At 65.4% G+C, this 24,964-nt stretch carries 20 protein-coding genes and 1 tRNA gene; 13 read left to right on the forward strand and 8 right to left on the reverse strand.

Annotated elements, in window-relative coordinates:
* Positions 1-1,014 carry a hypothetical protein gene (locus ACODTW_RS04455; protein ID WP_488944712.1) on the reverse strand — a complete coding sequence of 338 codons (1,014 nt, stop codon included), beginning with the start codon at positions 1,012-1,014 and terminating at the stop codon, positions 1-3.
* Between the two features lies 1 nt (position 1,015).
* Entirely contained in the window at positions 1,016-2,200 is a 1,185-nt protein-coding gene (gene carA / locus ACODTW_RS04460) for a glutamine-hydrolyzing carbamoyl-phosphate synthase small subunit (protein WP_488944713.1), read from the reverse strand.
* Between the two features lie 334 nt (positions 2,201-2,534).
* On the opposite strand from carA, the gene ACODTW_RS04465 reads away from it, so the two are divergent.
* Both ACODTW_RS04465 and ACODTW_RS04470 read left to right on the forward strand, forming a co-directional pair.
* Positions 2,535-2,993, forward strand: coding sequence for a GatB/YqeY domain-containing protein (locus tag ACODTW_RS04465; RefSeq protein WP_488944714.1), 459 nt, complete (start codon positions 2,535-2,537; stop codon positions 2,991-2,993).
* Positions 2,994-3,001: 8 nt separating this feature from the next.
* Positions 3,002-3,862 carry a GNAT family N-acetyltransferase gene (locus tag ACODTW_RS04470; RefSeq protein WP_488944716.1) on the forward strand — a complete coding sequence of 287 codons (861 nt, stop codon included), beginning with the start codon at positions 3,002-3,004 and terminating at the stop codon, positions 3,860-3,862.
* A gap of 10 nt (positions 3,863-3,872) precedes the next feature.
* Here ACODTW_RS04470 and ACODTW_RS04475 read toward each other — a convergent pair whose 3' ends face one another.
* Complete coding sequence (locus ACODTW_RS04475) at positions 3,873-4,388, reverse strand: hypothetical protein (protein ID WP_488944717.1); 516 nt, start codon at positions 4,386-4,388, stop codon at positions 3,873-3,875.
* Positions 4,389-4,595: 207 nt separating this feature from the next.
* Here ACODTW_RS04475 and dnaG point away from each other — a divergent pair, with 207 nt between their 5' ends.
* Together dnaG and rpoD are read left to right on the forward strand one after the other, a co-directional pair.
* Positions 4,596-6,458: a DNA primase gene (dnaG, locus tag ACODTW_RS04480; RefSeq protein ID WP_488944718.1), complete on the forward strand. Its 1,863-nt coding sequence runs from the start codon at positions 4,596-4,598 to the stop codon at positions 6,456-6,458.
* Positions 6,459-6,650: 192 nt separating this feature from the next.
* Positions 6,651-8,597, forward strand: coding sequence for an RNA polymerase sigma factor RpoD (gene rpoD / locus ACODTW_RS04485; RefSeq protein ID WP_488944719.1), 1,947 nt, complete (start codon positions 6,651-6,653; stop codon positions 8,595-8,597).
* A 97-nt stretch (positions 8,598-8,694) separates the two neighbouring features.
* Here rpoD and ACODTW_RS04490 read toward each other — a convergent pair whose 3' ends face one another.
* Entirely contained in the window at positions 8,695-9,285 is a 591-nt protein-coding gene (locus ACODTW_RS04490) for an FMN-binding negative transcriptional regulator (protein WP_488944720.1), read from the reverse strand.
* A gap of 143 nt (positions 9,286-9,428) precedes the next feature.
* On the opposite strand from ACODTW_RS04490, the gene chrA reads away from it, so the two are divergent.
* The gene (chrA, locus tag ACODTW_RS04495; RefSeq protein ID WP_488944721.1) at positions 9,429-10,691 is read left to right on the forward strand and encodes a chromate efflux transporter; all 1,263 of its coding nucleotides are present in this window, start codon (positions 9,429-9,431) and stop codon (positions 10,689-10,691) included.
* Between the two features lie 79 nt (positions 10,692-10,770).
* Positions 10,771-13,221, forward strand: coding sequence for a beta-galactosidase GalA (galA, locus tag ACODTW_RS04500; protein ID WP_488944723.1), 2,451 nt, complete (start codon positions 10,771-10,773; stop codon positions 13,219-13,221).
* Positions 13,222-13,322: 101 nt separating this feature from the next.
* Here the strand turns inward: galA and ACODTW_RS04505 are convergent, their stop codons facing one another.
* Positions 13,323-13,847 carry an Lrp/AsnC family transcriptional regulator gene (locus ACODTW_RS04505; protein ID WP_488944724.1) on the reverse strand — a complete coding sequence of 175 codons (525 nt, stop codon included), beginning with the start codon at positions 13,845-13,847 and terminating at the stop codon, positions 13,323-13,325.
* Positions 13,848-13,997: 150 nt separating this feature from the next.
* Between ACODTW_RS04505 and ACODTW_RS04510 the strand changes: the two genes are divergently transcribed.
* Positions 13,998-14,954, forward strand: a complete 957-nt coding sequence (locus ACODTW_RS04510) for a mitochondrial fission ELM1 family protein (protein ID WP_488944726.1) — start codon at positions 13,998-14,000, stop codon at positions 14,952-14,954.
* Here ACODTW_RS04510 and ACODTW_RS04515 read toward each other — a convergent pair.
* Positions 14,927-15,478, reverse strand: coding sequence for a GNAT family N-acetyltransferase (locus ACODTW_RS04515; RefSeq protein ID WP_488944728.1), 552 nt, complete (start codon positions 15,476-15,478; stop codon positions 14,927-14,929). The two genes, ACODTW_RS04510 and ACODTW_RS04515, sit on opposite strands and share 28 nt — an antisense overlap.
* A gap of 15 nt (positions 15,479-15,493) precedes the next feature.
* The gene (locus tag ACODTW_RS04520; RefSeq protein WP_488944890.1) at positions 15,494-16,423 is read right to left on the reverse strand and encodes an N-formylglutamate amidohydrolase; all 930 of its coding nucleotides are present in this window, start codon (positions 16,421-16,423) and stop codon (positions 15,494-15,496) included.
* A gap of 200 nt (positions 16,424-16,623) precedes the next feature.
* Here ACODTW_RS04520 and ACODTW_RS04525 point away from each other — a divergent pair.
* The 3 genes from ACODTW_RS04525 (at position 16,624) to ACODTW_RS04535 (ending at position 20,198) form a co-directional block, all read left to right on the forward strand.
* Positions 16,624-16,698 (forward strand) — tRNA-Val (locus ACODTW_RS04525).
* Positions 16,699-16,883: 185 nt separating this feature from the next.
* Positions 16,884-17,861 (forward strand): ABC transporter substrate-binding protein, encoded by a 978-nt coding sequence (locus ACODTW_RS04530; RefSeq protein ID WP_488944729.1) that lies wholly within the window; start codon positions 16,884-16,886, stop codon positions 17,859-17,861.
* 15 nt (positions 17,862-17,876) lie between these two features.
* The gene (locus ACODTW_RS04535; protein ID WP_488944730.1) at positions 17,877-20,198 is read left to right on the forward strand and encodes an ATP-binding protein; all 2,322 of its coding nucleotides are present in this window, start codon (positions 17,877-17,879) and stop codon (positions 20,196-20,198) included.
* Between the two features lie 5 nt (positions 20,199-20,203).
* On the opposite strand, the gene ACODTW_RS04540 is transcribed toward ACODTW_RS04535, so the two are convergent.
* Positions 20,204-21,616 carry a hypothetical protein gene (locus tag ACODTW_RS04540; RefSeq protein WP_488944731.1) on the reverse strand — a complete coding sequence of 471 codons (1,413 nt, stop codon included), beginning with the start codon at positions 21,614-21,616 and terminating at the stop codon, positions 20,204-20,206.
* Positions 21,617-21,840: 224 nt separating this feature from the next.
* Between ACODTW_RS04540 and ACODTW_RS04545 the strand changes: the two genes are divergently transcribed.
* The 3 genes from ACODTW_RS04545 to ACODTW_RS04555 all read left to right on the forward strand — a co-directional run bounded on the left by ACODTW_RS04545 (position 21,841) and on the right by ACODTW_RS04555 (position 24,449).
* Entirely contained in the window at positions 21,841-22,389 is a 549-nt protein-coding gene (locus ACODTW_RS04545; protein WP_488944732.1) for a PAS domain-containing protein, read from the forward strand.
* Complete coding sequence (locus tag ACODTW_RS04550) at positions 22,364-23,668, forward strand: methyl-accepting chemotaxis protein (protein WP_488944733.1); 1,305 nt, start codon at positions 22,364-22,366, stop codon at positions 23,666-23,668. The genes ACODTW_RS04545 and ACODTW_RS04550 overlap by 26 nt, the downstream gene beginning before the upstream one ends.
* A gap of 124 nt (positions 23,669-23,792) precedes the next feature.
* The gene (locus ACODTW_RS04555) at positions 23,793-24,449 is read left to right on the forward strand and encodes a redoxin domain-containing protein (protein ID WP_488944734.1); all 657 of its coding nucleotides are present in this window, start codon (positions 23,793-23,795) and stop codon (positions 24,447-24,449) included.
* Positions 24,450-24,964 lie beyond the last annotated feature (515 nt).

Raw genomic sequence — 24,964 nt, forward strand, 5'->3', positions numbered from 1 at the left:
TCAGACGGCGTCGCCCAGCCAGCGTGAGGTGACAGGCTCCAGGCCGCCGCGCCAGCGGGCGACTTCCTCGGCCACCTGTTCCAGGGCGCGCTGATCGCGGTAGCGTTTGCGGGCCCGGTTATTGTCGCCCTTGGCCTGCATGGCCGCCAGCCGGGCCGCGACGCGGGGGTCACCGATGATGACCTGACGCCAACGGTCCAGCCGGATTTCCGCGGTGCAATCGACGATCGCCTGCGTACCGGGACGGCGGCCCAGCTTGATCGCCGCCGGTGTCAGCCGGGCAGCGACCGACAGGGACACATCCTCCGGCATGCCGGGGAAGACGGCCTTCACAGCCTCGGCGATGCTGTCCTTCAGGTCGGCGCCCCGCTGACGATCATCACGGGCCGTACGCTTGGCCGACACTTCCATGCGGCGGCGACTGTGCGCCATGACCTGTTCGGCCACCTCGCGCGCGTCCTCGTCCATCCACAGGACGGGTGCCTCCGCCAGCTTCTCCGCCACAGCGGCCGGCAGGGCCGGGGCAGGACCTTCCGCCAGCCGGACCAGACGCGTCGCCAGCAGCGATTTCAGCGCCCGCTCACGGCCCGCATCGGCCGACAGCCAGCCATCACGACCCACCGGGGCCGATTGCAGCAGATTGTCCAGCGCTTCCAGATCGCCACCGGTCCAGCGGCGACCATTCAGCAGCCGTTCGGCCCGGTCGCGCAGCAGGGCGCGGCCGGCATCGCGGGACTGGGCGGGTGCAATTTCAATCAGCTTCCACACCTGATCGACCCGTCGGGCCACGGCCCAGCCGCCATGGATGTCGACGGGCCGGTCGGTCGTGAACTCCCCACCGGGAAGATTCCAGACGTCACTGACCCGGATAAGACCCGTTTCGTCCAGGAAAGCCTCGCCGGCGGGCGAGCGGTTGATCACGGGCCACCCCGCGACCAGACCTGCCAGCCCCTCCGGCATGCGCGACGGCCGGTCCCATGCGCCCAGGCGGGCCAGGCCGATATCAGTCGTCACCTCAATACCGCCCTTCGATGGCGTCGATGAACCGGTCGAACAGGTAATGGCTGTCCTCGGGGCCGGGGCTGGCCTCCGGGTGATACTGCACGGAGAAGACGGGACGGCCGGCAAGGCGGATGCCCTCGTTGCTGCCGTCGAACAGGGAGACGTGGGTCACTTCCACATCCTCCGGCAGGCTTTCGCGCAGCACGACGAAGCCGTGATTCTGGCTGGTGATCTCCACCACGCCCGACGCCAGGTCCTTGACCGGATGGTTGGCGCCGCGATGGCCCTTGTCCATCTTCACGGTGCGTCCGCCCAGCGCCAGCGCCAGCATCTGGTGACCCAGGCAGATACCGAACACGGCCTTGCCGCTGTCCACCAGCCGCGCGATGGTCGGCACGGCGTAGCTGCCGGTGGCCGCCGGATCACCAGGACCGTTGGACAGGAAGATGCCGTCGGGGTTGAGGGCCAGGATCTCTTCGGCCGTCGTGGTGGCCGGAACCACCGTCACCTTGCAGCCCGAAGAGGCCAGGCAGCGCAGGATATTGCGCTTGGCGCCGAAATCCATGGCAACGACATGGTATTTCGGCTCGGTCTGCTTGCCATAGCCTTCCTTCAGCGACCAGATCGTCTCGTCCCAGCTGTAGCTCTGGCGGGTCGTGACTTCCTTGGCCAGATCCATGCCTTCCAGGCCGGGCCATTCCTGGGCGATCTTGATCAGGGCGTCGATGTCGAACACCCCGTCCGGCGCATGGGCGACGACGCCGTTGGGCGCGCCGCTGTCGCGGATGATGCGGGTCAGGCGGCGGGTGTCGATGCCCGACAGGCCGACCAGATTATGGCTCTTCAGCCAGGCATCCAGATGCTGGGTCGCACGCCAGTTGGCGGGTTCCGTGATATCGGCCTTGATGATCATGCCGCGCGCCACGGGCGTCACGGTTTCGATATCTTCCGGGTTGGTGCCGGTGTTGCCGATATGCGGGAAGGTGAAGGTGATGATCTGGCCGGCATAGGACGGGTCGGTCAGGATTTCCTGATAGCCGGTCATGGAGGTGTTGAAGCAGACCTCGCCCACCGAGTGGCCGACGGCACCGACCCCTCGTCCCCAGAACACCGAACCATCGGCAAGGACGAGAACGCCCGTGGCTCCCTTCGGAGCGGGCGCGCGGCTGGGGGAACCCATCGGCGGGGTGTCGGACATTGCGGGCACCTTTGTGGTCTGCGGATCGGCGCCGGAGCGCCATTGGAATGGCCGTGCCTTCCCGCCCAAGGGCGGGGCGGCCTGCCCGCAGTCGCGTCGCGGAACATGTCCGCGCCGATGCCGCGCGCCGGCCAGGGCCGGTACGGTTCTGCTGCTGAATTAGCCATTCGGGCGCCCGGGGTCAACCAACGTGGGCGCGGCCCTGCCACGCGCGAACGGTGGGCACCGTCCCCCGGAGGGCCGGAAATTGCGACCCGTTCCTAATCACTGGCACAGGGGCGTCATCTTGGCTAATGTTCCCGGCTGATTTACAGACCACCCATAGAGGTATCCCATGCTGCGCCAGACGCTCACCGAAGCCCTGAAGGACGCGATGCGCGCCAAGAACAGCCGCGCCGTCGCCACCGTCCGGCTGATCATGGCGGCGTTGAAGGACCGCGACATCGCGGCCCGCGGCACCGGCAACCAGGACGGCATCGATGATGCCGCCATCCTGTCCATGCTGCAGACCATGGTGAAGCAGCGCCGCGAAAGCATCACCATGTACGAACAGGGCGGCCGCGCCGAGCTGGCCCAGCAGGAGCGGGAGGAGATCGAGGTCATCGAGGCCTTCCTGCCCAAGCAGTTCGACGAGGCGGAAACGCGGGAGGCCATCGCCGCCCTGATCACGGAGTTGGGCGCCACGGGCGTCAAGGACATGGGCAAGGTGATGGCCGAACTGCGCGGCCGCTTCGCCGGCCAGATGGATTTCACCAAGGCCAGCGCCATCGTGCGCGAGAAGCTGGCGAACTGATCCTTCCCATGGACCGGTTCACGCTGCTGGCGCCGGGGGATGAGGCGGCGCTGGATGCGTTCCTGGCCCTTCACCCGGCCACGTCCCTGTTCCTGCGCTCCAACCTGCGGCGGGCCGGGCTGGCCGATGACGGCAAGCGATTCGGGGGGCGCTATGGCGCCTGCCTGGATGGGGACGGGGCCATACAGGGTGTCGTCGCCCATGCCTGGAACGGCAATCTGCTGATCCAGGCGCCGCCGGATATGGCCGCCGAGATCGCACTCTGGCTTGCAGGCAAGGGCGATCGCCCGGTACGCGGTGCCATCGGCCCGCTGCCGGCAGTCCGCACTGTGCAGGCCGCCTTTCCAGATCTGGTCTCGACCAAGGACACGGCCGAGGATCTTTTCGACCTGGACCTAGCGGGTTTGAGCGTGCCATCGGCCCTGACCGACGGCACGGTAGGCTGGCGACGGTCGCTGCCGGCCGATCTGGATATGCTGACCAACTGGCGCCGCGCCTATGCCGTGGAGGCACTTGGGGAGCGGGATGACGCGGCCCTGGCCAACCGCGCCGCCGACGATATCGCCGCCTGGCACAGCCATGGCGACATCTTCGTGCTGACCGATGCGGATGGCACGCCCCTGTCCATGGCCACCCACAACGCCCGCATCCCCGACACGGTGCAGATCGGCGGCGTCTGGACCCCGCCCGCCTGGCGGGGCCGTGGCTACGCGCGCGCCGCCGTGGCCGGCGCCTTGCTGGCCGCGCGCGCGGACGGTGCCCGCACGGCCGTGCTGTTTACCGGCAAGGAGAACGAGCCTGCCCGCCGCGCCTATCTTTCCCTGGGCTTCCGCATCATCGGCGATTACGGGATCGTTTTGTTCGGTTAGGGCGACATCTTCACACCTTGATATCCACACCCTTCGTCGCTTCCTCCCGCGTGGCGATGCGGCCATCCGGGGCGACGAAATATTTGGCCGACTTGGCCAACTGGTCCGGACTGAGCCCCATTGAGGTCAATTCTTCCCACATGGGGGCAAGATTTTCCCGGTAGAGATATTTGTCGGTGATGGCATCGATCTTTTTCTGCTGGCCGGCATCGACGAAGGGCAGATAGCCGCGTTCGTTCGCCGGCAGGGCCATCTGGAAGGCCAGCGGCGGGTCACCATCCTGCCCGTATTTGCGACCATGGGTCTGTTCAAACTCGAACTGCCGCTTGCGGATTTCGGCCTGCCGCTGCGCATCATAGGCGTCCCGCTCCTTCTTCAGCCCCGCCATTTCCTCCTTCTGCTGGGCCGCGGGATCGGCGGGTTTGGTATCGGTCTTGGCGGCGGGTGCCGGCGTGCCGGAGGCGGCCGGCGCCTTCATCGTTAATCGGGACAGGATCGAGGATGGCGACAGGGAGGAGATGTTCATGGCGCATGCCCTTTCTGGCGAGACGTTTTGTGTCGCAAGGCAAGCAATCTCCGTACCCATGAAATTCGAACCATTCCCGAACCATCCACAGCCTGTGGATAGATGGGCAACCTGGGGATAAGTGTGGGCATGCATGGCAATCCGGGGCGGGGCTGGTCTATGCTGCCCGGCTGATCCCGGCCCGACATTTTTGAAGATGCATCCCTGATGGCCTTGCCGCCGCAGTTCCTGGAAGAGTTGCGATCCCGCCTTTCCGTGTCGGAAGTGGTGATGAAGCGCATGCGCCTGCAGCGCGCCGGCCGGGAGTTCAAGGCCCCCTGCCCCTTCCACAACGAAAAGACCCCCAGCTTCTACGTCAACGACCAGAAGAACTTCTTTCATTGTTTCGGCTGTGGGGCCCATGGCGACCAGATCGGGTTCGTCATGCGCCACGACAACCTGTCCTTCATGGAGGCCGTGGAGCATCTGGCGGCCGAGGCCGGGATGCAGGTGCCGCAGGCGACCCCGCAGGAGCGCCAGCAATATGAGCGGCAGAAGTCGCTCTATGATCTGGTCGAGCAGGCGACCCGTTATTACGAGCACGAGCTGTACACGCCCGGCGGGCGGGCGGCGCTGGATTATCTGCGCCGGCGCGGCCTGAATGACGAAGCCATTGCCCGCTTCCGCCTGGGCTATGCCCCGCAGGATGGGGCGCCCTTACGCGCCATCCTGTCCGAAGCTGGCTACAGCGAGTCCGACATGGTGGAGGTCGGGCTGTTCAAGCGGCCGGAGGCCGGGCGCGCCATCCGCAATTTCTTCTGGAACCGCGTCATGTTCCCCGTCACCGACCGCCGGGGGCAGGTGGTGGCCTTTGGTGGCCGCGTGCTGGAAGGGGACGGGCCAAAATATATCAACTCCGCCGAGAACCCGCTGTTCCACAAGGGGAACCTGCTCTACGGCATGTCGCGGGCGCGACAGGCGGCATCCGACGGACAGAAGCTGATCGTCACCGAAGGCTATATGGACGTCATCTCCTGCGTTCTGGCCGGGTTCGAAGGGGCGGTGGCGCCGCTGGGCACGGCCATGACGGAGACGCAGATCCAGGTGCTGTGGAAGCTGGCACCGGAAGGACAGCGCAACCCCATCCTGTGCTTTGACGGTGACAATGCCGGCCGCCGGGCGGCCATGCGTGCGGTGGAGCGCGTGCTGCCCATCCTGACGCCGGAAGCCACCGTCCGCATCGCGTTCATGCCGGACAAGGAAGACCCCGACAGCCTGATCCGGTCGGGCGGGCGTGACGCCTTTCAGGGGGTGCTGGACCGGGCCCTGTCGCTGGAGGATTTCATCTGGGAACTGGTGCGCCAGGGAGAGGATGCGAAGACGGCCGATGGAAGGCTGCGCATCGAGACCGGCATCAACCAGATGATGGAGAAGGTCACCGACAAGTCGGTGCAGTACAGCTACCGCTCCGTCCTGCGCGAAAAGCTGCGCGCCGCCATCCGCGCGGGCGGTGGCGGCTTCGGCGGCACAGGCGGCGGCGGGGGGCGTCCGCGCCGGCAGATGCCGGGCGACGTACCCGTCAGCCGCCTGTGGGACAGCCGCTTCCGCTCCGCCACACTGCGCACCGAACCGCGGCGGCGCGAGCGTTACCTGCTGCTGACCGTCATCCATCATCCCGAGCTTTTTCAGGATATCGGGGAGACGCTGGCCGGCGCCGAATTCAGTGATGGCGAGATGGAAGCCCTTCGACAAGCGCTGGTCGCATGCCTGACGACCGAATCAGCACTTGACGCGGAGGGTTTGAGACGCCACCTGTCTACCCGTGGTTTCCAAGAGACGCTGGATAGTCTGCTGAGTGCGGACGCGCCGAAATTCGCGCAACCAGGAGCGTCCATGGAATCTGCAAAGAGTGGCTGGCAGGAGGTCTGGTTAAGTTCCGAGGATGGGTTGCTCCAACGTGAGCTGCGCGATGCCGAAAGACGGTTTGCCGAGACATTCAGTGAGGATGATCTGGCACGATTACGCGCGCTGCAGAGGGAGCTGCTGATTCTACGGGGTCACACCGACAATCTGACGGAGTTGGACGGATGATGAGCGGACGGCCGGGCTTTCGGACGTATGGCTACGCATTTGTCTGCGAAAACTGTGTCTTGGCGGACACAGTTTCGATCCAGTCACGAACGTTATAGCCAAGAGAAGTTTCGTCGGATGACCGGGCCCTTGCCCGAGTCGTCCATTTGCGTTTACCGGTGGCAGCCTTGAGAGTGCGGGGGCAGCGAACGAATGGCGACGAAAGCGGCGCAGACAGCGGAAGTGTCGGAGCAGCGGGAAGAGGAAGCCAATGGCCCTCTGATGGACGGCATGGCAATTGCCGTCAAGAAGATGATCGCGCGGGGTAAAGAGCGCGGATACGTCACCTATGATGAGTTGAATGCCGCCCTTCCCCCCGACAGCTCGTCCTCCGAGCAGATCGAGGATACGATGGCCTTGCTGTCCGAAATGGGCATCAATGTCGTCGAGGGTGAGGAACAGGAAGACGGCGCGGGTGAGGCCGGCGAGGGCGAAGGCCGTCAGTCCGGCAACCTGGACGATGACGATATCGGCCGCACCGACGACCCGGTGCGCATGTATCTGCGTGAGATGGGGTCGGTCGAGCTGCTGAGCCGCGAGGGCGAAATCGCCATCGCCAAGCGCATCGAGGCCGGCCGCGAGATGATGATCGGCGCGATCTGCGAATCGCCGCTGACCATCCAGGCCATCATCGAATGGCACCAGTCGCTGCAGGACGGCAAGATGCTGCTGCGCGACATCATCGACCTGGATGCCTCCTATGGCGACCCGGAAACCGGTGAGCTGCCGCCTGAAGCACTCGACGGCCCCGCCGCCGAGCGCGAGGAGGAGGAAGGCGAACGGGCCGAGGGTGAAGGCGGTCCTGCCAGCGAGGGCGAAGGCGAGGAGGAAGGCAATGTCTCCCTTTCCGCCATGGAAGCCGAGCTGAAGCCCAAGGTGCTGGAAACCTTCGGCAAGATCGAGGAAGCCTACGATCGCCTGCATAAGATCCAGGAGCTTCGCCTGGCCTCGCTGCAGCGGGGCGAGGAACTGGTCAAGGGTGCGGACAAGAAGTACGAGAAGGTGAAGGCGGAACTGACCGAACTGGTCAATTCCGTACGCCTGAACAATGGCCGCATCGAGCAGTTGGTCGAACAGCTTTACGCCCTGAACCGTAAGCTGCTGGGCTTCGAAGGCCGTCTGCTGCGTCTGGCCACGGATTGCCGCGTGAAGCGTGAGGATTTCCTGCAGCATTACTACGGTTCGGAACTGGACCCGAACTGGCTGGACCGCTGCAAGTCCCTGTCCAAGGCCTGGGCCAAGTTCGCCGAGCGTTCCTCCTACGAGGTGGGCCGCGTCCGCGAGAGCATCGCGGAAGTGTCCAGCCAGGCCCGTCTGCCCATCGGCGAATTCCGTCGCATCGTCTCCACGGTTCAGAAGGGCGAGAAGGAGGCCAGCCGCGCCAAGAAGGAGATGGTGGAGGCCAACCTGCGCCTCGTGATCTCCATCGCCAAGAAGTACACGAACCGCGGCCTGCAGTTCCTGGATCTGATCCAGGAAGGCAATATCGGCCTGATGAAGGCCGTGGATAAGTTCGAGTATCGGCGCGGCTACAAGTTCTCCACCTACGCCACCTGGTGGATTCGGCAGGCGATCACGCGTTCGATCGCCGACCAGGCCCGCACCATCCGCATTCCCGTGCACATGATCGAAACGATCAACAAGCTGGTTCGCACCAGCCGTCAGATGCTGCACGAGATCGGGCGCGAGCCGACGCCGGAGGAACTGGCCGAGCGGTTGATGATGCCGCTGGAAAAGGTCCGCAAGGTCCTGAAGATCGCCAAGGAGCCGATCTCGCTGGAAACGCCGATCGGCGACGAGGAAGATTCGCATCTGGGCGATTTCATCGAGGACAAGAGCGCGGTGCTCCCCCTCGATGCCGCCATCCAGGCGAACCTGCGCGAGACGACGACGCGTATACTGGCCACGCTGACGGCGCGCGAAGAACGCGTGCTGCGTATGCGCTTCGGCATCGGCATGAACACCGACCACACCCTGGAAGAGGTGGGTCAGCAGTTCAGCGTGACGCGCGAACGTATCCGCCAGATCGAGGCCAAGGCGCTCCGCAAGCTGAAGCACCCCTCGCGGAGCCGCAAGCTGCGCAGCTTCCTGGATACGTAAGCGGGTCCAGGCGCGATTTAAAAAAAGGCCGGCGGGGCAACCTGCCGGCCTTTTTGTTTTGGCGCCTGTCTGGTTCAAATTGCTGCATTCTCCACCGTCAGGGAATATCCAGCACCCCCGCCAGCCCGGCGCGGATGGCGGCCCGGTCGGCCTCGTCCTTGTTCTGGCTCAGCTTGGCCTTGCCTTCCACCCGTTCCACCGTCAGCACCAGCCCGACAATGCCGCGCAACATGGCCGCGATATAGTCAGGCGGGGCATCGGACACTTTCCAGGGTGCCACCCGCCCCGCTTCGAACCGGTCGGTCAGGCGGGTGACGATGTCCAGCAGGGGCTCCGCCGCCTCCACCGCTGTCAGACGGCCATGGATATGCACGGTATTGTAGTTCCAGGTGGGGACGACCTTATGGTGTTCCGCCTTGCCCGGATACCAGGAGGGGCTGACATAGGCATCGCCATCCTGAAAGATCGCCAGCGACGACACGGCCGGGTCAAACCGCTTCCAGTGCGGATTGGCCCGTGCGACATGCCCGATCAGCCGCAATCCCCCATCGGCCCGGTCCAGCAGCAGCGGCAGGGGCGTGGACAGCAATCCGCCGCCGCCCAGGCTGACCAGCGTCGCGAAAGGCCGGCGTTCGACCAGGGCCAAGGCCTGTTCCTGTTCCAGCGTGAAATGGGCGGGCATGTACATGGGGGATCATCCTGGGCAGGTTGGTCTGATATTCCTGCCTGAAACCGGGCGGGCGGGCATTCACCGACTTGTCATAATGACAAACTTGCATCCCGACGCCCGGCCCCTCAGCATCCGGGACCTTTTCGGCAAGCGGAGTTGTCATGCCCGGCTTCAGGCAAGCCCTGCGTTTCTGGTTCTGGCTGGGCTGTGTCAGCTTTGGCGGGCCGGCGGGCCAGATCGCGCTGATGCAGCAGGAACTGGTCGACAAGCGGCGCTGGATCGATGGCACCCGTTTCCTGCACGGGCTGAATTTCGCCATGCTGCTGCCGGGGCCGGAGGCGCAGCAGCTGGCCACCTATATCGGCTGGCGCCTGCATGGGGTGGCCGGCGGGTTGGCGGCGGGCGGGCTTTTCGTGCTGCCCGGCGCGATGGTGCTGCTGGTGCTCTCCTGGCTGGCGGCCGAACATGGAGACCTGGCCTGGGTCGCCGCCCTGTTCGACGGGGTGAAGCCCGTGGTCATCGCCATCATCGCCGCGTCGGTCTGGCGGCTGGGTCGGCGCACCTTGAAGGGCCCCGCGGCACTGGTGCTGGCCATCGTCGCCTTTCTGGGGCTGTTCCTTGGTCACCTGCCCTTCCCCGCCATCATCGCCGCCGCGGCCTTGATCGGCTATGCCACGGCCAAGGCCGGCCTGACCCTGTTTGCGCGCACCGGACATGGGGTCACGGATGATGATTACATCGCCGATGAAGGTCCGGCCGACCGCAGCGTCGGCCGCCTGCTGCGGCTGGCCCTTTTGTTCGTGCTGCTGCTGACCGTGCCGGTAGGGCTGCTGCTGATGCTGATGGGGGCCAAGCCCTGGACCGACATCGCCAACCTGTTCACGACGGCGGCCTTCGTCACCTTTGGCGGGGCCTATGCCGTGCTGCCCTTCATCGCCGAACGGGCGGTGGAGACCTATCACTGGCTGACCCCGGCCGACATGCTGAACGGGCTGGCGCTGGCGGAAAGCACGCCAGGGCCGCTGATCCTGGTCACCCAATATGTCGGCTTCTTCGCCGGCTGGAACCATCCGGGCGCACTGCCGCCGCTGGCCGCCGGCATCCTGGGCGGGCTGCTGACCACCTATGTCACCTTCCTGCCCTGCTTCTTCTTCATCTTCGCCGGCGCGCCCTATGTGGAATGGCTGATCCATCACCGGCCGGCAGCGGGCGCCCTGGCCGCCGTCAGCGCCGCCGTGGTCGGCGTCATCCTGAATCTGGCCGTCTGGCTGGGGGTGCAGGTGCTGTGGCCGGGCCGGCCGGATCTGTTCGCCTGGGCGCTGGCCGCCGGCGGGCTGCTGGCCCTGCTACGCTGGAACCTGCCGGTGCATTGGCTGGTGCTGGCCGGGGCCGCTGCCGGGCTGGGCCGGATGCTGCTGGCATAGGACAAGGCCCACACGACCGCAGGACTTGACGCGACCACATCCCCTAAACGTATACTTTATTCTTTAATGGGGGAGTCGCATGGAAAATCTGTCGCGCCGGGGGTTCTTGCAGGTGGGTGGTGCCCTGGCCGCCCTTGGAGCGGTGCCGCCCGTGGCGGCACAGGCGACGGCGGCGCCATTGCCCCGGATGGTGACGCCCCTGGACAATGGCTGGCGCTTCCATCTGGGGCATGCCGCCGACCCGGCGCAGGATTTCGGCTTCGGCGCCTCCCACGATACCTATGCCAAGTCGGGCGATATAGGCACCCCGATCCAGGAAGCCGGGTACGATGACAGAGCCTGGCAGGCGGTGGACCTGCCCCATGACTGGGCCGTCGACCTGCCCTTCACCCCCTTTGGCGGGCCCGGCAGCGAGGCGGACAAGATCGGCGCCTATCAGGGCTTCAAACCGCTGGGCCGCCGCTTTCCCGCCACCTCCGTCGGCTGGTACCGGCGCGACCTGCCCATTGCCGCCACCGATGCCGGGCGGCGCCTGTTCCTGGATTTCGACGGGGTGGGCCGGGATTGCCTGGTGGTCCTGAACGGCTTCGTCGTGGGCAGCAGCGAGAGCGGCTACGTCCCCTTCCGCCTGGACATCACCGATTTCGCCCGGCCGGGGGAGCGCAACATCCTGCTGGTGCGCTGTGATGTCAGCCTGGGCGAGGCCTGGTCCTACGAGGGGGCGGGGCTGTATCGGCAGGTGCGGCTGGTCAACTGCGCGCCCGCCCATATCCGCCACTGGGGCACCGCCGTCCGCTGCACCGTGGAGGGAGAGGCGGCAGGCGATGCCGCGACCATCGCCATCAGTACCGAAATCGACAATGACGGCCCTGCCCTGCCCGTCCGCCTGCGCTCCACCCTGCTGGACCCGCAGGGCAAGGCGGTGGCAGAGCTGCGGTCCGATCCCGTCACCCTGCCGGACTGGGGTGGGCACGACCTGACCCAGACTGTGCGGCTGGACCGCCCGTCGCTCTGGTCCCTGGAACAACCCTCGCTCTACCGGCTGGTCAGCGAGGTGCTGGACGGGGAACGGGTCATCGACCGGGTAGAGACGCCGTTCGGCATCCGCACCTTCCGCTTTGATGCCGATCGCGGCCTGTTCCTGAACGGCAAGCCCGTGAAGGTGAAGGGAACCTGCAACCATCAGGACCATGCCGGGGTGGGCTTTGCCGTGCCCGACAGCCTGCATGTCTGGCGCATCGAACAGCTGAAGGCCATGGGCTCCAACGCCTATCGTTCCACCCACCACCCGGCCCCGCCGGCCGTGCTGGAGGCCTGCGACCGGCTGGGCATGCTGGTGCTGGAAGAAACCCGGCAGATGTCCAGCAACCCCGAAGGCATGGGCCAGCTGGAACGCATGGTCCGCCGTGGCCGCAACCATGCCAGCATCTTCCTGTGGAGCATCGGTAATGAGGAGATCCACCGCGGCACCGAAACCGGTGCCCGCATTGCCGAAACCATGAAGCGGCGCGTCCATGCCCTGGACGGCACCCGCCCGGTAACAGAGGCCTTCAACGGCAAGCTGGGCCAGGGGGCCAGCCGGGTGCTGGATGTGATGGGCTGTAACTATTACCTGGACGAGATCGACGCCTTCCACGCCGCCCATCCCAGCGTGCCCATGATCGGGACGGAGACGGCCAGCACCGTGATGACGCGCGGGGCCTATGCCCGCGATGACCAGGCCGGCATCCTGCCCGCCTATGACCGCGAATTCCCGCGCTGGGCCAGCACGGCCGAACGCTGGTGGAGCTTCTATGACGAACGCCCGTTCCTGGCCGGCGGCTTTGTCTGGACGGGCTTCGATTATCGCGGAGAGCCGACCCCGTTCGAACGCTGGCCGCAGCACACATCCTATTTCGGGGTGATGGATAGCTGCGGCTTCCCGAAAGACAATTACTGGTACTACCGCGCCTGGTGGCGGGATGAGCCGATGTTGCACCTGTTCCCGCACTGGACCTGGGGTGGCCGGGAGGGGCAGGCCGTTGAAGTCTGGGTCCATGCCAATTGCCATACGGTGGAACTGCTGGTGAATGGCAGCAGCCTGGGCCGGCAACCGGTGCAGCGGAACCGCCACCTGCAATGGAATGTGCCCTACGTACCCGGCTGGATCGAGGCACGCGGCTTTGATGCCGCAGGCCGGCAGATCCTGATCCAGCGGCGCGAGACGGCGGGAAAGCCGGCCGCCATCGCGCTTTCCAGCGACCGGCGGCGGCTGGCGGCGGGACAGGTGGCCGTGGTGCGGGCGGCGATCCTGGATCAGGCCGGGCGGGAGGTACCGACGGCCGACAATCTGGTCCGCTTCCGGCTGGCCGGCAATGCGCGCCTGCTGGGCGTGGGCAATGGCGATCCGCGCAGCCTGGAACCCGATCATGCCGACCGGCGCCAAGCCTTCAACGGTCTGTGCGCGGCCATCCTGCAAGCCAGGGGCAGCGGCCCGATCCGGTTGGAAGCGGAATCGGCGGGCCTGCGCACCGCTTTTCTGGAAATCTGATCCTAAGCAAAACGGGGCCCGACAGCGATCTGCCGGGCCCCGCGTTCAAACGCCGATCATGCCTGTCAGCCCCGGTGGTCCGTCACCGGGGCTGACAGGATTCAACCCTCGTCGTCGAAATCTTCCTCGTCATCCTTGCTTTCGGGGCCGACATCGACATCGATGGGCACGCCGGGCGCATATTTGGACTGACGGATGGCCAGCGCCGACTTCACATGGCTGACATTGGGGGCCGCCGTCAGCTTGGTGGTCAGGAAGCGCTGATAGCTGTCCCAGTCGACGGCGACGACCTTCAGCAGGAAGTCCGTCTCGCCGGCCAGCATGTTGCACTCCCGCACTTCCGGCCAGGAGTTGACGAGCGATTCGAAACGCTTCAGATCGCTTTCCGCCTGGGACGACAAGCCGACCTGTGCGAAAACCGTGACATGGAAACCCATGGATTCGGGATTGATGTCGGCGTGGTAGCCGCGGATGTAGCCCGCTTCCTCCAGCGCGCGGACACGCCGCAGGCAGGGAGGCGCCGAAATGCCAGCGCGACGCGCCAGTTCGACATTGGTCATCCGGCCGTCCGCCTGCAGGTCACGCAGGATGCGCCGATCAATTCGGTCGAGTTTTACCCGCCGCATGGTGATTTTTTAACTCCAGGAGTTCTTGATTTGAGCAATGATATTACACGGGATGCTCCCGCCCGCAAGAGCGAGGCGGATTGCGACACAAAATTTCCTGGGGACAAGTCGCCGCATACGTATGCGAACAACAATTCCGTGACCTGCTGGGTGATTTCGGATGGACGTGCAGGAATCGAGAATCCCTGCCTGGGGCTGGCGGAGGCACTGGGGCTGACGCCGCTGATCAAGCGGGTGCGCCTGCGCAGCCCCTGGCGACAGACGACACCCTATCTGCCCCTGCCTGGCATCAAGGCGGCCCTGGCCCCCGAAAGCGACCGGCTGGACCCGCCCTGGCCCGATCTGCTGATCAGTTCGGGACGTCAGGCCGTGGCCCTGTCAATGGCTGTCGGCCGGCGATCGCCCCGCACAGTGCGGGTGCATATCCAGAATCCGGGCGTGCCCTTCGACCGGTTCGATCTGGTCAGCCTGCCCCGCCATGACGGCAAGCATGGCGTCAATCTGGTGGAAAGCCGCGGCGCCATCCACCGGGTGACGCCGGCGAAGCTGGCACAGGCGGCGGTCGATTTCGCCCCTCTCGCGGTGCCGCTGGCACGGCCGCTGGTTGCTGTCATGGTCGGCGGATCGAACCGGTTCTGCACCCTGACGCCGGCCCTGATGACCGGTGTCGCCGATCAGCTGGCGGCCCTGGTCCGCGACCAGGGGGTGGGCCTGATGATCACGACATCGCGGCGCACGGGGGCGGAGAACGAGGTCATCCTGCGCGAAAGGCTGGCGGGGCTGCCGGTCTTCCTGTGGGATGGAACGGGCCCCAACCCCTATTTCGGCATGCTGGCCCTGGCCGACGCCCTGATCGTCACATCGGACAGCGTCGCCATGGTGTCGGAGGCGGCCAGCACGGGCAAGCCCGTGCATGTCATCGATCTGCCCGGCAATGCACCGAAATTCCAGCGCTTCCACGACATGCTGCGCGCCGATGGAATCACACGGCCCTTCACAGGCCGGCTGGATCACTGGACCTACGCCCCCATGGACGATACGGCGCAGCTGGCGGCGCGGGTGCAAACCCTGCTGGATGATCAATCCAGGCGCGGCAGGCCCGGCTGATCATCCGGTCCCGGTGGCGGGGCATCCGGATCGCCCAGCGGCCGCATCATCAGCACCCAATCCAGCCAGCGGCCATGCTTCACCCCCAGGCCCGGCACCGTGCCGGCCAGGGTGAAGCCCAGCGCCCGGTGCAGGCCCAGTGAGCCTTCATTGCTGCCGTCGCCGATGACAGCCACCATGCGGCGGAACCCGGCGCGGGTACATTGATCGATCAGCGCCTTCAGCAGCGCGCGCCCCACGCCCATGCCTTGCGCATCGGGGGCCACATAGATGGAATTCTCCACCGTGAAGCGATAGCCGGGGCGCGACCGGAAGGCGCTGCCATAGGCGTAGCCCAGCACCCGCCCCCCTTGTTCGGCCACCAGATAGGGATAGCCCTGCACCTGGATGGCCTCCATGCGGCGCGCCATTTCCGCCCCATCGGGCGGGGCGGTCTCGTACGACGCCGTGCCTTCCAGCACATGCGGGGCATAGATGGTGGCGATGGCATCGGCATCGGCCGCAGTGGCGGGACGCAGCAGCATGGAACGGCCCCCGGTTCAGCGCGTGCGCGGGCGCAGGCTGTCGCCCGCCACATGGGCCAGACGGGAGACCAGAAGGCGCATATGGCCGGACAGGATGTCCAGATAGGGCTGGCGGGACAAGGCGACCTCATCCATGTAAAGGGCACGGTTCAATTCGATCTGCAGGGCGTGGATGCCCTCGCCCGGGCGGCCATAATGCCGCGTGGTATAGCCGCCCGCATAGGGGGCATTGCGTCCCACGACATAGCCCAGGCCGGTCAGGACCTCCTCCGCCGCGGCAACCAGGCCGGCATGACAGGAACTGCCGAAACAATCACCCAGCACCATGTCCATGCCCCCGCTGTCCGCCACTTCCGGCGGAAGGCCGATGGACGGCATGGAGTGGCAATCGATCAGGATGCAATAGCCGAAGCTGGCCCGCGTCTCCTCTACCAGCCCGCGCAGGGCGGCATGATAGGGATAGTAGCAGCGGTCCACCCGCTCCACCGCTTCGGAAAAGCGCAGCCGATGGCGATAGATATCCTCGCCCCCCGCCACGACGCGCGGGATGGTGCCCAGGCCCGCCGCCACGCGCGGGCTGCGCGTATTGACGTAGCTGGGCAAGGCCCCGTCGAACATCACGGGGTCGAATTCGAACGGTTCCCGGTTGGGATCAAGATAGGCCCGCGGGAACAGCGCCGCCAGCAGCGGCGCGCCCAGGTCGATGCAGGCCGCGAATATCTCGTCGACGAAGCAATCCTCTGACCGGCGCAAGGTGCTGGCATCCAGCCGCGACCGCTGCACGAAGGCCGCAGGATAATCACGGCCGCTATGCGGAGAGGCCAGCACGACGGGCAGCGTCTGCGCCGCCGGCCGGGTGATCCGATACACGCCAGGCACGTCCTCAATGGCCGCGGAGCGGCTGCCGGGAGCGGAACTGACGGGGGCGTGGGTCGAGCGGGTCATGGCGAAGATGTATCGGATTGCGACGTGCAAGACCACCCGCCCGAAGCGGGCTGTAAAAAAAAGAGACGAAAATCTGAAAACAGGGTGTTGCAATGCCCGAAGCAGGTTGCTATAAGCCCGCCCACCCCGACGGCGATGCCGACGACGACGACGGAAACGGCGGCGACAACGGCAAAGGCGAAGGGGCGATACGGACGGATGGGCGCGTAGCTCAGCGGGAGAGCACTACCTTGACATGGTAGGGGTCACAGGTTCAATCCCTGTCGCGCCCACCATCCGCCGAACAAGCCGAAGGGCCGGCACCGAAAGGTGGCCGGCCCTTCGGCTTTTCCGACCAGGCCAGCCACCCTGTGCAAAGGGATAGGTTCTCGTCTAAAGCCGGCCAACAGCATGGCGTGATGTTATAAGTTCGGTTTGGAAACGCGCGATCCGGCGCGAAAGAACGGGCTGAGGAACATTCATGCGGTCGCGGCGTACCTTGTTTGCCATCCTGCTGGTGGTGGCTGCCGTGGTCGCGGCCTGGGCAATACAAACCAGTCCACGTTTCTCCGGCCGGCACAGCCTGGTCGTCGTTGAAAGCCGGCAGATGATGTCGGCCCTGCTTTTCGTGGCCCAGGCCGACGGACTGTTCGAGCAGGCGGGGTTGGATGTGACTTTCCGCGCCGTTCCCAATGGCCGCGAGGCCATGACGGCCATGCTGAACGGACAGGCCGATCTGGCCCTGTCGTCGGATGTGCCCGCGGCCAACGCCGTCGCCATGCAGCAGCCCGTGCGCATCCTGGCGACGGTCGAAACATCGGACCGCGATGTGGTCGTCGTTTCGCCATCGGGGCACGGGCTTGACCGGGCCGACATGCTGGCGGGCAAGCGCGTCGGCTTTGTCCCCGGCACCAATTCGGAACATTTCCTCACCTTGATCCTGCGTCAAACGGGAATGGCCGATCAGGTTGAATGTGTGCCGTTCGAAAGCGACGCCATCATGCAGGCCCTGGCGGAGGGCAAGGTGGACGCGGCTTCCGCCTGGACGACATTGCGCATCAACGGCACAAACCTGTTTCCCCAAGGGCTCGATACACTGTCCATGCCCGGCCTCTATACGGAGAGCTGGGTCCTTTCGTCCCGCAAGGACGTTGTCGAGGGGCAGCGCGAGGCGCTGGAGCGTTTCATGAAGGCCCTGCTGGCGGCCGAGCAGGTCATCCTGCATGACCGCGAACACGCCATTCCCATCGTGGCAAAGGCGACGGGGATCGAGCCCAACCTTGTCCGGCGGCATTGGGAGAATTACGGATTCACCTTGCGTCTGGATCAGGCGCTGCTGCTGTCGCTGGAAGGCCATATCCGCAATGCCGGGGGCAGCCCCGGACCGGAGATGCTGGAATTCCTGCAGATGGATCTGCTGAAGCTGGCCGATGCCAGCCGCGTCACCGTCCTGGATTAGGGACCAGCCCCGCGCATGACCATCCGCTCCCGCATCATCGCCACCCTGGTTTGCTCCGCGATCGCCGTCCTGGTGTCGGTAGCATCCGCCGTCTGGGCCTGGGGCTTGATGGGGCGGATGACGACGCGCGTATCGGAGACGCATGCGCTGGTTCGGTCGGTGTTCGAACTCAGCCTGTTGAGCCAGGAATTTGCCAGCAACGGCAGCGAACGGGCCCTGTTCCAGTGGCAGCGGGCTCACGCGCGGCTGGACAGCGAATTGTCACGCCTGATGGAGACGGCCCTGGACGAGGCGGACCAGGCCCTGCTGCGGCGGCTGCGGAGTGACAATGCCATGGCCCAGCCCGCTCTGGAGCGGTTTGCACAGTCACAGACCAATCCGGAGGCGGGGAATATCGCCCTGAACGCCCTGCTTCTGCGGTTCAACGTGATGGCATCCGATGCCGACCGGCTGGCGGCCAATGCCAATGCCCGGGTGAACCGGTATGGCCGGCTGCTGCTGACCCTGCAATTGCTGCCGCTTCTGCTGCTGGCGGTCATGGTGGTGGCCGCCACCGCCGCCAGCCACCGGGTCATCAATGGCCTGCGCCGGATCGGTGGGGGGATGGAGGCGATCGGGCGCGGCGACCTGGCGCATCGCCTGCAGGTCCGCGGCAAGGACGAGTTTGCGACCCTGTCCACGGCGGTCAACAGCATGGCCGAACAGTTGCAGGCTCTTTATGCCGACATCGCGGGCAAGGTGGATGCGCTTTCATCCGCAAAACAGCAGGCGGAGGCGGCCGAACGCGCCAAGGGTGCGTTCCTGGCCAATATGAGCCACGAGATCCGGACGCCGCTGAACGCCGTCATCGGCTTTGCCGATCTGCTGCGCGATACGACGGCCCCCACGGCCGAGCGGGAGAAATGGCTGGGGTTGCAGATGGAGGCGGCGCGTGCCCTGATCGCCGTCGTCGATGACGTCCTGGATCTGTCCAAGTTCGAGGCGGGGCGGCTGGAGCTGGAACTGGCACCGCTGGGTCCATCGGCTTTGGCTGAAAACTGCGTTGCCCTGCTGACGCCCCGGGCCCGCGACAAGGGCCTGGCCATCGGTGCGACGCTGCTGCCGGGCCTGCCGGACTGGGTGCTGGGCGATGCCACGCGCCTGCGCCAGATTCTGCTCAACCTGTTGTCCAACGCCGTGAAATTCACCAGCAAGGGCCGTGTCGAGCTGGAGGTGGCGCGCATCGCGAACGATCTGCGGTTCACCGTCACTGATACGGGCATGGGCATACCCGTCGATCGACGGCGGCATCTGTTCATGCCTTTCAGCCAGTTGGACGCGTCGGTGACCCGGCGTTTCGGTGGTACCGGCCTGGGTCTGGCCATTACCAAAAGGCTGGTGGATGCCATGGGCGGCAGGATCGAGGTGGAAAGCCAGCCCGGCCAGGGCAGCATTTTCCGCGTGTTTCTTCCCTTGCCCGAAACGCAGGCGCCGGTTCCCGCCCTGTCCGATCCGGAGGGCAATGCGCCCCTGCCCTCCTATCGTCCCCTGTCGATCCTGCTAGCGGAGGACGTCTTTGCCAACCAGATGCTGGTTCGCACCATCCTGGAGCGTGCGGGCCACCGGGTGACGGTGGTAGAGAACGGGGAAGAGGCGGTCGACGCCCTGACCATCTCCCCGCAGGCCTTCGATCTGGTGCTGATGGATGTGCAGATGCCGAAGATGGACGGTATGGAGGCGACGCGCCGGATCCGTCAGCTGGGCGCCACCCTGCCTATTCTGGCCCTGACGGCGAATGTGCTGCGGGAGGAGCGGGAAGCCTGCCTGGAAGCCGGGATGAACGGGCATCTTGCCAAACCCGTAACGCCGCAGGGCTTGAAGACCGCCATTGTCGAACTGGCCGGCCTACGCTTCTCCGCCCTTGAAGGCACCGATGCGCGGGCCATGCGCCCTGCTGCGGGAGGGCTGGAAGAGGCGTTGGATCAAGACGTACTGGAGAACCTGCTGCTGGTCACCGGGGACGAAATCGGCATCACCTTGCTGAGCGACGCCATCCCGTCCTTTCGCAATCGGGTCGAGCTGATCCGACATGCCGGATCAGACCTGCATCGTATCGAACGCGAGGCCCACGCCCTGGTATCGACAGCCGGCAATCTGGGCTTCACGCCATTGTCGGTGCGGGCGCGCCAGATCACCAACGCCGCCAGCGACGGGGACGGGGCCGCTGTTTCCCAACTGCTTGCGGGATTGCCGGAGCTGGCTGCGGCGGCGGGGACTGCCGGGCTTGCCGCCCTGGAGCGGCTGCGGCGACGCGTTGTGGACGCAGCGCCAACAGCGACCAACGACAAGCGGGCCTGATTGCCTCAGGCGCCGGGCCCTTTGCCGGTTCCCAGCGACGGCCGGCTCCGCTCGAAATCGGTGCGTGACTTGCGCACGACATGTTCCGGCACATCAATCCAGCCGCCGATAAGGTCACCCGACAGGAAGCGGACACCCGCCTCCTCGCACACATCCTCCATCGCCAGGTCACGCACCCCTTCCACGGCGGACAGAAGCTGGAGCCGGGTGGCATTGGCCGCGAATCGGGTGATGTCCTGACGCCAGCGATCGGCCGCGGCTGACGGGGGCAATGTCAGATTGACGACGCGGGCCCCGGACCCGCCAATGGCTGACAGGTCGGCATTGGCCTGCTCCACCTCGATCATCACCGTCCGCCCCAAGGGACGCAGTGTGGAGACCAGTTCGGCCAGTCTGCCCGCCGGCGCGCCCTTGGGAACACCATAAAGATGGTAGGCCACGAACGGGGACAGATGCTTGGGTATTTCACGCAAAACGGTGATGAGTTCCTGCCGCCGCTGGGTGGCGGCCAGGCTTTCGAAATGAATGGGCAGCGACAGGATGAAGCGGAAGCGATTGTCATACAGCTCCAGCGCGGTACCCACCGCCTCACGCGCAACACGCATATCCAAGGCCAGGATGGCCGCCGGCGTAGCGGAGCCGTCCAGGCAATCATACCCCCAGAGGGGAGACCGGCCGGGCCGGCTGCGGCAGCAGCGTGCCATGTAAAGTGACAGGATCTGCTGGGTCACGTCCCATACCGGGCGATATCGCACCTCTGGCGGTCCCAGCGATTCCACCGCGGTGTAATGGAACCCCCGATTATGCGCCGCGGGCGCCGACATCGGTGTGGCGGGTGCGGGCTCCGCTGCGGGGCTTGTAACCGCCCCGTCCAGCATCTGCTTCAGATTGGCGGGCACCAGCACCATATCGGATCCCAACTGGTGCATGGCGCTGTGCACGGTGATGCTGGCTGTGTCGGCGCTGCCCAGCAGCAGGACCTGCAGCTCCTCCACCACCTTGGCGCAGATCAGTCGCGCCTGCTCGGCGCCAAGCTGGGCGAAGACGACGACATAGGCCTCCTCCCCATGCCGAAACCAGGCATCCTGGGGGGACAGGTGCTGCGACAGCAGCTTCTGCGTCAACAGATGTACGCGTTCCGCCAATTGCGGCCAATGCGTCCCCAGCCGCTCATGCAGGCTTTCAAGCCCCAGAAGATGGATCGATCCCGCCTGGGTGGGGTCGCGTTGCGCAAAGATGCGGCGAAGGGCCGCCGGCAGGTCGGGACTACCCCCGTCAACGGCAGCCGGCGCCGATACGGCCGGCGGCGACCGGCGCGTCAGCCGAAAGCGGGACGGAGACCGGCCCGGGGCGGGCGCCTGTTCTGCCTCGGCCTCGCCCAGGAAGACCGACAGGAGAGAAGCCACAAGATTGCGCATGGCCATGACCTCCAGAATTCCATTCCAGGGTACGCCAAAGCCCGTTAACGGGTTATAATCAAAATCGTTGTAATGTTTCTTAAGGCATCATCATTTCTTGCCCGCCGAGAAAGAACGTTTCGGGGACAGTGCAATAAACAGCATGACATGGATCAATGCGGCGACTCAACCATTCACGCAGATACGTTGACAATTGATCCTTCTTTGGAAAGGGTGGAAACTCCATGACCCCTGCCGATACCGCCACAGGCAAGGCCAGGCCTTTCCTGACCGGCATTGAGCGAGCCTTCCATGATGACGAGTTGATCGTCACCAAGACGGACACGGGGGGGCGCATCACCTACGCAAACCGCACCTTCCTGCGCGTCGCCGCCCTGACGGAGGAAGCGGCGCTGGGCAAGCCGCACAATCTGATCCGCCACCCTGACATGCCCCGCGTCGTGTTCAAGCTGCTGTGGGACACGCTGGGCGCGGGCAAGGAAATCTTCGCCTATGTGCTGAACCGGGCCGTGAATGGCGACCACTACTGGGTGTTCGCGCATGTGACGCCCTCCCGCGATACCGGCGGCAATATCATCGGCTTTCATTCAAGCCGGCGCACCGCCGACCAGCGCATCGTGACGGACGTCATCACGCCGCTCTATAAGGCATTGCTGACGGAAGAGGCCAAGCACAGCCGCGTCCGCGAAGGCATTGCGGCCAGCGAGGCGATGTTGATGGGTTTGCTGCGCGACAAGGGGGTTAGCTATGAGCAACTCATCTTCTCTCTTTAAGGCTCGTCTGGCCGGCATTGCCGTTCTGATCGGATCTCTCATCGACCTGGGCGGCAATGCCCTGGGCATGCATTTCGTTGCAGCGGTGGGCGGCGTCATCACCCTGTTGGCGGCGCTGGGATCCTTCTTCTATCTGGCGCGCGTCGACAAGGTGCTGAACCGTGCGGGTGACGTGCTGGGCCGACTGGTCAAGGGTGACTATGAAGCCCGCATCACCCATATCCACGAAATGGGCCCGCTGGGGGAGTTGCTGCACCGGATCAACGATGTGACCGACCGCGCCGATGCCTTTGTGCGCGAGGCGACGGCATCGCTGCAGGCCATCACCAACCAGAACTATCACCGCCGCGTCATTGAAAAGGGCATGGTCGGCACTTTCCTGGCTGGCAGCCGCGCCATCAATGCCGCCAATCTGGCCATGGCCGACAAGGTCCTGCATTTCCGCCAGATCGCCGACGAGTTCGAGCGCAAGGTCAAAGGCGTGGCCGACAACCTGTCAGCCGCCGCGCGCGACATGAAGGACGCCTCCTCGACCATGGCCCATGCCGCGGAAGGCACCAATGACGAAAGCATGGCGGTCGCCGCTGCCGCCGAGCAGGCCAGCGGCAATGTCCAGACGGTTGCCGCCGCCGCCGAGGAGCTGAGTGCCGCAATCCGTTCCATCACGGAACAGGTGGAACGGTCGCGCAGCATCACCAATGCGGCGGTGGGCCGCGCGCGCGCCGCCAATGACCGCGTCGCCACCTTGTCGGCCGCAGCCATCCGCATCGGGGAGGTGGTGGGTCTGATCCAGGAGATCGCCGCCCAGACCAACCTGCTGGCGTTGAATGCCACGATTGAGGCGGCCCGCGCCGGCGAGGCCGGCAAGGGCTTTGCGGTGGTGGCGTCCGAGGTGAAGAACCTGGCCGGTCAGACGGCACGCGCCACGGAGGACATCCAGACCCAGGTGGCCGATATCCAGGCCGCCACCCAGTCTGCCGTGGACAGCATCAGCGAGATCACCCAGGTGATCGCCGATGTGAACGGCACCACGGTGAATATTGCAGCGGCCGTCGAACAACAGGGGGCGGCCACGTCGGAGATCGCCCGCAATGTCGAACAGGCGGCCGTGGGCACGCGCAACGTGTCTGAACGTATCACCCTGGTGACGCGCGCCGCCTCCGAAACCGGGGCCGCCTCCAGCCAGGTTCTGGGCTCTGCCGAGCATCTGGCCAAGGAATCCAGCCTGCTGGGTGCAGAGATGGATGCCTTCCTGGTGGCCCTGCGCCGCGTGATCTGATCGCCCCGCCCGTCACGCGTCTTTCCTGGCGGCCTTCCCCGAAATAATCCGGGGAAGGCCGTTTGATTTTCCGGACAAACGATCCCAGATTCTGGCCTCACTCCTTCAGCGCTGAGGTCCAGCCATGTCCAAGATGATCTCCCGCCGCCTGATCCTGACCACCGGCGGCCTGTTGGGGGCCGGGGCCGCCATATCCCCCATGGCCTGGGCCCAGGTCGGCAGCGCACAGGCCACCGTCGGTCGCGCCGCCCCTGCTTTCACCGGCACCGACATCAATGGCAAAAACGTCAGCCTGTCCGACCTGAAGGGCCGGCTGGTGGTTCTGGAATGGACGAATCATGGCTGTCCGTTCGTCCGCAAGCATTACGATTCCGGCAATATGCAGCGTCTGCAGGGTGAAGCGACGGCCAATGGCACCGTCTGGCTGACGGTGGTCAGTTCAGCCCCCGGTGAGCAGGGCCATGTCAGTCCCGCCGATGCCAAGACCCGCATGGCAGCCGAAAAATGGGCCGCCAGCACCTTGCTGCTCGATCCGACCGGGACCATCGGCCGCGCCTATGGCGCCAAGACCACACCGCACATGTTCATCATCGGCCCGGACGGCTCGCTGCTGTATGACGGGGCTATTGACGATCGGCCGACCGCTGAAATCCAGGATATCCCTGGGGCACGCAACCATGTGCGCGAGGCCCTGGCCGAAATCCGGACCGGCAAGCCCGTCAGCGTCTCCAGCACCCGCCCCTATGGCTGCGGCGTGAAATATCCGCGGGTCGCAACCTGAGGCGCATTTCACCCGGCGATCGGCCAGCAGCAAGGAGCCGCCCGATACCAGCGCATGGCTATGTTAGAAACGTTCTCTCCTGAACCGCTATTCATGTAATTTCACTACATACGCGGACAGAAAAAAGGCCGTGGCATTGCCACGGCCTGAGTTTAGGGAGGAAACGCCCAAGAAGTGCGTTACGACAGAGGGCCAAGGCCGTGTCGCAAGACAGACTATGCGCGCAGCCGACCCATTGTGCAAGTGCAAAATATCGGGGTGGATATGCAGGAAATCCCTGACCCCGTTCAGCATTTGCAAGGGATTCCGCAGGCCATACGAAAGTAGGGGGCGTGCTGCGCTGCAATATATCGATCGGATCAGATCGTATGCCCAGGAAATCATCAGCATGACTGAAGATTAATCCGCGAAGGCCATGCTCAGGGCGCATGCCCTTTGTGGATATGTAACTTAAGTACAGGCACCGGCAAGGCGCATCGGCCCAAAATAAGTCAGGGGGCGCCGACATGATGCCG

The sequence above is a fragment of the Niveispirillum sp. FG148 genome (assembly GCF_057809655.1).

Coding starts and splice junctions, on each gene's coding strand:
- carA (WP_488944713.1), bottom strand. CDS start 2,200: ATGTCCGACACCCCGCCGATGGGTTCCCCCAGCCGCGCGCCCGCTCCG.
- ACODTW_RS04465 (WP_488944714.1), top strand. CDS start 2,535: ATGCTGCGCCAGACGCTCACCGAAGCCCTGAAGGACGCGATGCGCGCC.
- ACODTW_RS04470 (WP_488944716.1), top strand. CDS start 3,002: ATGGACCGGTTCACGCTGCTGGCGCCGGGGGATGAGGCGGCGCTGGAT.
- ACODTW_RS04475 (WP_488944717.1), bottom strand. CDS start 4,388: ATGAACATCTCCTCCCTGTCGCCATCCTCGATCCTGTCCCGATTAACG.
- dnaG (WP_488944718.1), top strand. CDS start 4,596: ATGGCCTTGCCGCCGCAGTTCCTGGAAGAGTTGCGATCCCGCCTTTCC.
- rpoD (WP_488944719.1), top strand. CDS start 6,651: ATGGCGACGAAAGCGGCGCAGACAGCGGAAGTGTCGGAGCAGCGGGAA.
- ACODTW_RS04490 (WP_488944720.1), bottom strand. CDS start 9,285: ATGTACATGCCCGCCCATTTCACGCTGGAACAGGAACAGGCCTTGGCC.
- chrA (WP_488944721.1), top strand. CDS start 9,429: ATGCCCGGCTTCAGGCAAGCCCTGCGTTTCTGGTTCTGGCTGGGCTGT.
- galA (WP_488944723.1), top strand. CDS start 10,771: ATGGAAAATCTGTCGCGCCGGGGGTTCTTGCAGGTGGGTGGTGCCCTG.
- ACODTW_RS04505 (WP_488944724.1), bottom strand. CDS start 13,847: ATGCGGCGGGTAAAACTCGACCGAATTGATCGGCGCATCCTGCGTGAC.
- ACODTW_RS04515 (WP_488944728.1), bottom strand. CDS start 15,478: ATGCTGCTGCGTCCCGCCACTGCGGCCGATGCCGATGCCATCGCCACC.
- ACODTW_RS04520 (WP_488944890.1), bottom strand. CDS start 16,423: ATGACCCGCTCGACCCACGCCCCCGTCAGTTCCGCTCCCGGCAGCCGC.
- ACODTW_RS04530 (WP_488944729.1), top strand. CDS start 16,884: ATGCGGTCGCGGCGTACCTTGTTTGCCATCCTGCTGGTGGTGGCTGCC.
- ACODTW_RS04535 (WP_488944730.1), top strand. CDS start 17,877: ATGACCATCCGCTCCCGCATCATCGCCACCCTGGTTTGCTCCGCGATC.
- ACODTW_RS04540 (WP_488944731.1), bottom strand. CDS start 21,616: ATGCGCAATCTTGTGGCTTCTCTCCTGTCGGTCTTCCTGGGCGAGGCC.
- ACODTW_RS04545 (WP_488944732.1), top strand. CDS start 21,841: ATGACCCCTGCCGATACCGCCACAGGCAAGGCCAGGCCTTTCCTGACC.
- ACODTW_RS04550 (WP_488944733.1), top strand. CDS start 22,364: ATGAGCAACTCATCTTCTCTCTTTAAGGCTCGTCTGGCCGGCATTGCC.
- ACODTW_RS04555 (WP_488944734.1), top strand. CDS start 23,793: ATGTCCAAGATGATCTCCCGCCGCCTGATCCTGACCACCGGCGGCCTG.